This is a genomic window from Streptomyces sp. NPDC088554, assembly GCF_044752945.1.
Classification (GTDB): Bacteria; Actinomycetota; Actinomycetes; order Streptomycetales; family Streptomycetaceae; genus Streptomyces.
Genome location: NZ_JBIVMF010000016.1, coordinates 177,938 through 186,380, shown reverse-complemented (window position 1 = coordinate 186,380; position 8,443 = coordinate 177,938). Strand labels below are relative to the sequence as shown.

General features: G+C 71.5%; 8 protein-coding genes and 1 pseudogene. 4 read left to right on the top strand and 5 right to left on the bottom strand.

Annotation, left to right across the window (positions count from 1 at the left end; genetic code table 11):
* Positions 1 to 379 precede the first annotated feature (379 nt).
* The 4 genes from ACIP8W_RS20580 (at position 380) to ACIP8W_RS20565 (ending at position 4,209) form a co-directional block, all read left to right on the top strand.
* On the top strand, positions 380 to 1,495 hold the full coding sequence (locus ACIP8W_RS20580) for an aliphatic sulfonate ABC transporter substrate-binding protein (protein WP_402154242.1): 1,116 nt from the start codon (positions 380 to 382) through the stop codon (positions 1,493 to 1,495).
* A gap of 153 nt (positions 1,496 to 1,648) precedes the next feature.
* The gene (locus ACIP8W_RS20575) at positions 1,649 to 2,440 is read left to right on the top strand and encodes an ABC transporter ATP-binding protein (RefSeq protein WP_401955898.1); all 792 of its coding nucleotides are present in this window, start codon (positions 1,649 to 1,651) and stop codon (positions 2,438 to 2,440) included.
* On the top strand, positions 2,427 to 3,434 hold the full coding sequence (locus ACIP8W_RS20570) for an ABC transporter permease (RefSeq protein WP_402204057.1): 1,008 nt from the start codon (positions 2,427 to 2,429) through the stop codon (positions 3,432 to 3,434). The genes ACIP8W_RS20575 and ACIP8W_RS20570 overlap by 14 nt, the downstream gene beginning before the upstream one ends.
* 7 nt (positions 3,435 to 3,441) lie before the next feature.
* A complete protein-coding gene (locus ACIP8W_RS20565) occupies positions 3,442 to 4,209 on the top strand; it encodes a sirohydrochlorin chelatase (protein WP_401955900.1) in 768 nt (255 codons plus the stop codon).
* 16 nt (positions 4,210 to 4,225) lie between these two features.
* Here the strand turns inward: ACIP8W_RS20565 and ACIP8W_RS20560 are convergent, their stop codons facing one another.
* The 5 genes and pseudogenes from ACIP8W_RS20560 to ACIP8W_RS20540 all read right to left on the bottom strand — a co-directional run bounded on the left by ACIP8W_RS20560 (position 4,226) and on the right by ACIP8W_RS20540 (position 8,296).
* Positions 4,226 to 4,786: a DUF1697 domain-containing protein gene (locus tag ACIP8W_RS20560; protein ID WP_402204055.1), complete on the bottom strand. Its 561-nt coding sequence runs from the start codon at positions 4,784 to 4,786 to the stop codon at positions 4,226 to 4,228.
* A 67-nt stretch (positions 4,787 to 4,853) separates the two neighbouring features.
* Positions 4,854 to 5,076 (bottom strand): annotated as a pseudogene (locus ACIP8W_RS20555) (glycosyl transferase); the annotation flags it as partial.
* A gap of 57 nt (positions 5,077 to 5,133) precedes the next feature.
* Positions 5,134 to 6,465 carry an ABC transporter substrate-binding protein gene (locus tag ACIP8W_RS20550; RefSeq protein ID WP_402204054.1) on the bottom strand — a complete coding sequence of 444 codons (1,332 nt, stop codon included), beginning with the start codon at positions 6,463 to 6,465 and terminating at the stop codon, positions 5,134 to 5,136.
* Positions 6,465 to 7,304 carry a carbohydrate ABC transporter permease gene (locus ACIP8W_RS20545; RefSeq protein WP_401955903.1) on the bottom strand — a complete coding sequence of 280 codons (840 nt, stop codon included), beginning with the start codon at positions 7,302 to 7,304 and terminating at the stop codon, positions 6,465 to 6,467. Before ACIP8W_RS20545 ends, ACIP8W_RS20550 begins: the two co-directional genes overlap by 1 nt.
* Complete coding sequence (locus ACIP8W_RS20540) at positions 7,301 to 8,296, bottom strand: carbohydrate ABC transporter permease (protein WP_402204052.1); 996 nt, start codon at positions 8,294 to 8,296, stop codon at positions 7,301 to 7,303. The genes ACIP8W_RS20545 and ACIP8W_RS20540 overlap by 4 nt, the downstream gene beginning before the upstream one ends.
* Positions 8,297 to 8,443 lie beyond the last annotated feature (147 nt).

Below are 8,443 nucleotides of genomic sequence, written 5' to 3'. Positions count from 1 at the left end.
GCGGCCTCACGACGCACCGGATCGTTCCTCCTCATCGACCCCGCCGACGGCACGACGCTGACCGCGGGGATGGCGGGCGAGGCGTTCGCGGACGGGACCGCCGGGACCGCCGGCGCTCCGGCCGACGACGAGGGCTGGGACTTCTGATGGCCATCGACATGTACGCGACGTTCGCGAAGGAGGGCGGCCGTGTCGGCAGCGGCGCCCTCGGCGCGGGGACCGGCGGGGTGGCGCGATGTGCGTGATGACGTACGCGCACCGCTCGCGCGCCCGCACCCCCCACTCGCCGCACACGTCCCACCGAAGACCTGCCGACCTCCCGGCCACGCCCCCGTACACCGTGCGGGCGTGAGCACGGGCCACCGAGAGGACCCCTCCCGTGCCTGCCTCCCGCACCGCCACGCGCCGCCGTCTGGCCGCCGTCGCCGCACTGCCCCTGCTCGCCGTCACCCTCGCCGCCTGCGGCTACGGCTCGGAGAAGACGACCAGCACCGACGAGGTCAAGGTCACGGCCGGGGCCGCGAAGACAGACGGCCTCGACACCGTCAACATCGGCTACTTCGCCAATGTCACGCACGCCACCGCCCTGGTGGGCCTCCAGAAGGGCCTGCTCCAGAAGGAGCTGGGCGGCACGAAGATCAAGCAGAACGTCTTCAACGCGGGCCCGTCCGAGATCGAGGCCCTCAACGCCGGTTCCATCGACATCGGCTGGATCGGCCCCTCCCCCGCGATCAACGGCTACACCAAGTCCAAGGGCCAGAACCTGCGGATCATCTCCGGTTCGGCGTCCGGCGGCGTGTCGCTCGTCGTCAACCCGAAGAAGATCACGTCACTGGACGATCTCAAGGGCAAGCGCATCGCCACCCCGCAGCTCGGCAACACCCAGGACGTGGCGCTGCTGAACTATCTGGCCGGCAAGGGGCTGAAGGTCGACGCCACCACCGGCAAGGGCGATGTGTCGGTCGTCCGCCAGGACAACAAGGAGATCCCCGCCTCCTTCGAGGCCGGATCGCTGGACGGCGCGTGGGTGCCCGAGCCCACCGCGTCCAAGCTGGTGGCCGGCGGCGGCAAGGTGCTCCTCGACGAGAAGTCCCTCTGGAAGAACGGTCAGTTCGTCATCACCAATGTGATCGTCTCCCAGAAGTTCCTGGCGAAGTACCCGGCGGTCGTCGAGGCCGTGCTGCGCGGCTCGGTCAAGACCAACCTCTGGATCGCGAAGAACCCCGCCGAGGCGAAGGCGGCCGTCAACGCCAAGCTGAAGGCCGACTCCGGCAAGGAACTGCCCGCCGACGTCCTCGACCCGGCGTTCAAGAACGTCGAGCTGCTCAACGACCCGCTCGCCTCGACCCTGCGCGAGGAGGCCGGGCACGCCGTCCAGGCGGGGCTGCTCAAGGACCCGCTCCTCAAGGGCATCTACGACCTCCGGATCCTGAACAAGGTCCTCAAGGCCGAGGGCCGGCCCGAGGTCTCCGACGCCGGTCTCGGCGCCGAGTAGCCTGCCCGCCCTTCGAGTCCCGTACGGAAGCGTGTCCCTCTCCCGTACGGGAGACCTGTCCCGATCCCGTACGGGAGACGTCGCACCGGTCCCGTACGGGATCGCCGGAGCCCTCCCGTACGGGACCCCGGAACTTACCCAGGAGGTGTGCTCATGGCCACCGCACTCACCAAGAAGTCCCCTCCGGCCGGCCCGGATTCCTTCGCGGCCCGGATCGGCCATGTGTCGAAGTCGTTCGGCAGACCCGGCGCCCAGCAGCTCGTGCTGGACGACATCACCGTGGACATCGTGCCCGGCGAGTTCGTGACCCTGCTGGGGGCCTCCGGCTGCGGTAAGTCCACGCTGCTCAATCTGGTGGCGGGGCTGGACAAGCCGTCCTCGGGCACCATCGAGGTGCCCGGCGGGCGGCCCGCGCTGATGTTCCAGGAGCACGCGCTGTTCCCCTGGCTGACCGCGGGCCAGAACATCGAACTCACCCTCAAGATGCGCGGGCTGCCCAAGAACGAACGCCGCACCGAGGCGGAACGGCTGCTGGAGCTGGTACGGCTCGCGGGCGCCCACGAGAAGCGGGTGCACGAGCTGTCCGGCGGGATGCGGCAGCGGGTGGCGCTGGCCCGCGCGCTGGCGCAGGACAGCCGGCTCCTGCTGATGGACGAGCCGTTCGCCGCGCTCGACGCCATCACCCGGGACGTACTCCACGAGGAGCTGACCCGGATCTGGGCCGAGACCGACCTGTCCGTCCTCTTCGTCACCCACAACGTCCGCGAGGCCGTCCGGCTGGCGGAGCGCGTCGTCCTGCTGTCGTCCCGGCCGGGGCGGGTGGCCCGCGAGTGGCGGATCGACATCCCGCAGCCCCGCCGGATCGAGGACTCCGCCGTGGCGGACCTCTCCGTGGAAATCACCGAACAACTGAGGGAGGAGATCCGCCGACATGGCCAGCGCTGACACCGAATCCGCTCTCGCCGATTCCGATTCCGATTCCGCCGATTCCGCGGCTTCCGGTCCGGCCGGTTCCGCCGGTTCCGATTCCGCCGGTTCCGTCGCTGTGCGGCCTGAGGCGCGTACCCGGCCGGCGGGGAAGGCCGATCTCGCGGGCCTCGAAGCGGGCCTCGACGCACTGGAGACGCGCTCCCCCAAGGAGAGGGTGTCCCTCACCGCGCTGCTCGTCTCCAAGGTGCTGCCGCCCCTGATCGCCATCGTGCTGGTCGTCACGGCGTGGCAGCTCGCCGCCGTGTCCGGCATCAAGCCGGACTACGTACTGCCGGGGCCACTGGACGTCTGGCGCTCCGTCCAGGGGATGTGGCTCGACGGCACGCTGCTCGGCTACATCTGGACCTCGGTGTCCCGGGGCGCCCTCGGCTTCGTCGTCTCCGTCGCCATCGGTACCCCGCTCGGGCTGCTGGTGGCCCGGGTCAAGGTGGTGCGCGCGGCCATCGGGCCGATCCTGGCGGGGCTCCAGTCGCTCCCCTCGGTGGCCTGGGTGCCCGCGGCCATCATCTGGTTCGGGCTGAGCGACGCGACCATCTACGCGGTGGTCCTGCTCGGCGCCGTCCCCTCCATCGCCAACGGCCTGGTCGCGGGCGTCGACCAGATCCCGCCGCTCTATCTGCGGGCCGCGCGCACCATCGGCGCGACGGGGGTCAACGGGGTACGCCATGTGCTGCTGCCCGCCGCGCTGCCCGGGTATCTCGCGGGGCTGAAGCAGGGCTGGGCGTTCTCCTGGCGCTCGCTGATGGCCGCCGAGCTGATCGCCAACTCGCCCGACCTGGGCACGGGTCTGGGACAGCTGCTGGAGAACTTCCGTACCTACAGCGACATGTCCGGGGTGCTGGCCACCATCATCCTGATCCTGATCGTCGGTATCGGCATCGACCTGCTGATCTTCTCGCCGCTGGAGCGCCGTGTCCTGCGCAGCCGCGGCCTGCTGGTCAGGGGCTGATCCGGCCGTGCCCGAGAACTCCCCCGTGCTCCTCGTCATCGCCCACGGCAGCCGCGACCCGCGCCATGGCGCGACGGTCCGTGCCCTGACGGCGCGGCTGCGGTCGCTGCGGCCGGGACTGCGGGTGGAGACGGGCTTCCTGGAGTTCGACAGCCCCTCGGTGCACCAGGTGCTGGACCGGCTCGCCCGGGACGGCGTACGGGACGTGGCCGCCCAGCCCCTGCTGCTGACCCGGGCCTTCCACGCCAAGTCCGACATCCCGGCCGTCCTGCACGAGGCGTCCGTCCGCCACCCGTGGCTGCGGATCCGGCAGGCCGGTGTCCTCGGCCCGTCCCCGCTGCTGACGGACGCGCTGGAACGGCGGCTGTACGAGGCCGGGCTCGGGCCCGACGACAAGCGCTCGACCGGGGTCGTGCTGGCCTCGGCGGGCTCCTCCGACCCGGAGGCGATCGCGGTGATCGCCGGCATCGCGCGGGAGTGGCGGCGCACCGGCTGGTGCGCCGTGCGGCCCGCGTTCGCCTCCGCCTCCCTTCCCCGTACCGAGGACGTGGTGCGCGCCCTGCGGGCCGACGGGGTACGACGGGTCGTGGTGGCCCCGTACGTCATCGCCCCCGGCCGCCTCCCCGACCGTATCGCCGCGGGCGCGCGGGAGAGCGGCGCGGACCTCTGCGCCGGGGTACTCGGCCCGGCCCCGGAGCTGGCCCGGCTGGTGCTGGAACGCTTCGCCCAATCGTGCTCCCGTACGGCACCGGACACGCTGGCCCGGTCCGCCTGAACGGACCGCGTCGGGCTCAGCCGGCCGGTCGGGCGTGGGTCAGCTCCACCAGTTTGGTCACGGTGTTCCAGTTGCGGCTGGTCGCCGTGACCCCCGCGAACAGGGCGGGACGGGCCAGCGCCTCGGCGAGGCGGGAGCGGCCGAGGCCCTGGGGTGCGTACAGGTACAGCGCCCGGTCTCCGAGGCGGAACTCCTCCGGGAGGTAGCCTGCCGCGTCGAGCGAGCTGAGCCGCTCGGGTCCCACCGGCTCGGAGAAGTACGTGACGTGGAGCTGCTTGCCCTCCAGGGTGGCGGCGGGGAACGGACAGTTCTCCACGATCGCCCGCAGATACGCGCCGTCGCGCACCAGAGCGCCGACGGTGAAGCCGAAGCGCTTCTCGATGGCCCGCTCCAGCGCGGCGGCCAGCGCGTCCGGGTCGTCGGAGGCGCTGGTGAAGACGGCGTTGCCGCTCTGGAGGTACGTACGGACCTCGCCGTGGCCCAGCTCCGCGAGCAGCTCCCGGAGGTCGGACATCGGGACCCGCTTGTGGCCGCTCACATTGATTCCGCGCAGAAGCGCCGCGTACGTCGTGGTCATGGGGCCACGATAGGGCGGGCGGCGGACAGCGGCGTGGGCGTGGGCGGCGTCTCCTCGATCAGCTCCGTCCCCCCTGCGCCTGGTCGTCGTCGGGGGTGGGCAGGACCGAGGTGTAGAGCACCGGCTCGGCGCCGGTCGCGGCGACCTTCTCGGCGAAGATCCCGGGGATGGCGTAGCTGACGCGATGGCCGCGGTCGACCAACTCCCTCATGACGTCCAGGCTCGGGTTCACATGCCCGGGCGCGGCGATCGAGAACATGGCGATATTGGGCGCGCTTCGGGGCGGTCATATCCCGACCCCAGGCGAGACGTCACGTCTCGTACAACCGATCAATCCCCCGGCCCGCTCATCCGCCCGCCGGTCGGCGCTGATAGCGCGCCAGCACTCGGTTACCGTCCTTGACCAGGCGTTTCTCCAACTCGGCGCGGCCGATCGCACCGCTGTAGTACTCCTGGAACGCCGGAGTGGCCACCTTGTCCTTCCACTCCGGATAGCCGCGCACCGACTGCGCCGGGGCCGGGCGCAGCTCCCGGGCGAGCGCGGTGCCCGTCGCCCAGCCGTGCTCGGCCGTACGCAGGGACGGGTCCGTCAGCGCCCGGGTCCCGGTCGGGAGCATCCAGTCGCCCCTGGCGAGCCGCAGCATGTTATCCGGGCGGAGGAAGAAGTCGAGGAAGCGGGCCGCCTCCCGCTTGTGCGGGCTGGCCTCGGCGATGGAGAGGGTCTGCGGGCCGGCACCCTGGGCCAGCCCGGCCACGGCACCGGCCGGGGCCGGAAGCACCGTCCACGCGAAGCCCTCCGGCGCCTGCTGGATGATCTGCTGACGGTACGAGAACCCCAGCGGGACCATCGCGTACTTGCCGCCGAACAGGCCGGGCAGGGTGTCGGAGCCGCCCATTCCGAGCGTGGTCCCGGACGCGCTGCCGTCCGTGTTGACCTGGTCGTGGATGGTGCCGGGGACGACGGCGTCGCCCTCGGTGAAGCGGATCGTCACCTTTCCGTCCGCGCCCCGGTGGAAGAGCCGCCCGCCGGTGGACAGCCCCAGATTGAGCGTGGCGGAGACCGGGTCCTTGAGCGGCCAGGCGACCGCGTACTTCCCTGCCCCGTCGCTCCCCTCCGTACGCATCCAGGCGGTCAGCTCCTTGGCGGTCCGCCGGAACTCCGGCCAGCTCCAGGGCTTCTCCACGGTCGGGATCCGGACCCCGGAGGCGTCGAGGATCTTCTTGTTGGCGATCAGGACCCGGGGCTCCTGGAGGAACGGCACCCCGTAGACCCCGTCGCCGAAGGTGGTGGTCCCCCAACCGCTCTCCGGGATGTCCCGCTTCAGACGGCCGGTCAGCAGCGGGGTGAGATCGGCGAGCTCGCCTCCGTAGGCGAAGTCCGCGAGGTCGTCGGAGGCGTCATGGATGATGTCCGGCGCCTCGCCGCCCTCGAAGGAGGTGAGCAGTTGGTCGTGGACGCTGTCCCAGCTGCCCTGGACATACTCGACCCGGATCTCCGGATGGGCCGCGTTCCACTCCCTCACCAGCTCCTTGTTGGCCCGGACCGACTCGTCCTGCCAGGCCAGGGACTGGAAGCGCAGGGTGATCCGGCCGTCCCGGGATCCGTCGCCGTCCGAGCAGCCGCCGAGCAGCGCCGCGAGAGCCGCCGTCACCGCCGCGAGGGCCACGATCCTGCGCATCAGTTCTTCACCGCCCCCGTCGGCGTCCCGCTCGTGATCCGGCGCTGGATGACCGCGAAGAGGACGAGCGAGGGGAGGGTCGCGAGGAACGCGGCGGCGGCGAGCGGCCCGAGGTCGGCGACGCCCTCCGCCCCCAGGAAGTGGGTGAGGACCACCGGGAGGGTCTGTTTCTCCGGGCTCTTGAGCAGGACGAGGGCGAAGAAGAACTCGTTCCACGCGGTGATGAACGCGAAGAGCGCCGTCGCGACGATCCCCGGCGCCAGCAGCGGCGCGGTGACCGAGATCAGCGTACGGAGCCGGCCCGCGCCGTCCAGCGCCGCGGCCTCCTCCAGCTCGGCCGGCAGGGCCCGTACGTATCCGGTGAGCATCCAGAGGACGAACGGCAGCGCCCACACGACGTACACCACGATCAGTCCGATCAGCGAGTTGATCAGCTGGAGGTTCTTCAGGACCAGGAAGAGCGGAATGATCACCAGCACGAACGGGAACGCCTGGCTGACCACCACCCAGCCGGTGGCCGCCGCCGCGAGCCTGCCGCGCCGGCGGGCCATCACATAGGCCAGCGGGGTCGCGACGACGACGGCGGTCAGCGCGGCGGCCGAGGCCGCCAGCAGGCTGTTGGCGGCGGCCCGCGGCAGCGGCTGCTCGTCGAACGCCTGGCGGAAGTTGCCGAGCGTCGGGTCGTGCGGGATCCAGGTGGGATGGAGGCTGCCCAGCTCCCTGGCCGGTTTGAAGGCCGTGGAGATCAGCCAGAGGAAGGGCAGCACGAGAAAGACCAGGTAGCACAGGAGCGCGAGGTACTGTCCGGCGCGCGCGGACCCGCTGACGCGCGGGCTCATCCCGCCTCCCCGCCCCTGAGCCGTCCGACGAGACGGAACGAGAGGACCACCGAGACGACCGCGACCATCACACAGCCCATCGCGGCGGCGTACCCGAACTGCCCGTAACGGAACGCCTCCTCGTACGCGAAGAGCATCGGCAGCCGGGTGCGGCCGCCCGGTCCGCCGTTGGTCAGCACATAGACCAGGGCGAAGGAGTTGAAGCTCCAGACGAAGTTGAGCGCGGTGACGGCCAGCGCGACGGGCCGCAGCGCGGGCCAGGTGACGGTACGGAAGCGGCGCCACGCGCCCGCGCCGTCGAGCGCCGCCGCCTCGTGCAGCTCCGGCGGGGTGTTCCGGAGGCCGGCCAGCAGGACGACGGTGGTCTGCGGCATCCCCGCCCAGATCCCGACGACGATCACCGCGGGCAGGGCGGTCGCCAGTCCGCTCAGCCAGTCCCGGCCCTCGCCCAGCCCGAGATCGCGGAGGGTCTCGTTGAGGATTCCGGCGTCCGCGTTGTAGACCAGCCGCCACATGATGCCGACGACCACCTCGGGCATCGCCCAGGGGATGATCGCCAGCGCGCGGGCCGGCCAGCGGAAGCGGAGGTTCTGGTCGAGCAGCAGGGCCAGCCCGAGCGCCAGCGCGAACTGGGGCACGGTCACTCCGACCGCCCACAGCAGACCGATCCCGAACGAGTCCTGGAAGAGCGTGTCGTGGAGCAGGTCCTGGAAGTTGAGCGTGCCGATCCAGTGGGTCGGTTCCGTACGGCCCGACTGGGCGTCGGTGAAGGCGAGCGCGATGCCGTAGAGCAGCGGCCCGACGCTCAGGACCAGGATCGGGATCAGCGCGGGCAGCACCAGGAACCAGCCGCCCCGGTCCAGCGGCCGGATCGCTCCCGGACCCTTCGGGCGCCCGCCGCCGGACCGCCGTTCTCGGGGCCCGCGCCCTGTCCGCGGCCGTTTCCCCGGCCGCCGTTCCCCGGACCGCTCCGTCGCGGTCGCCGATGTCACGGATTCGACTCCTTCGGGCGGCTTGCAAGGCTCCGGCCACCCAGGCGGCCCCGGTCATCGTGCTGACAGCCCCTCGGCGCGTCAAGCGGCCGCGCGCGGATGCGAGACTTTGGCTGATTCGCACGACGGAGAAGCACAGCCACGGGA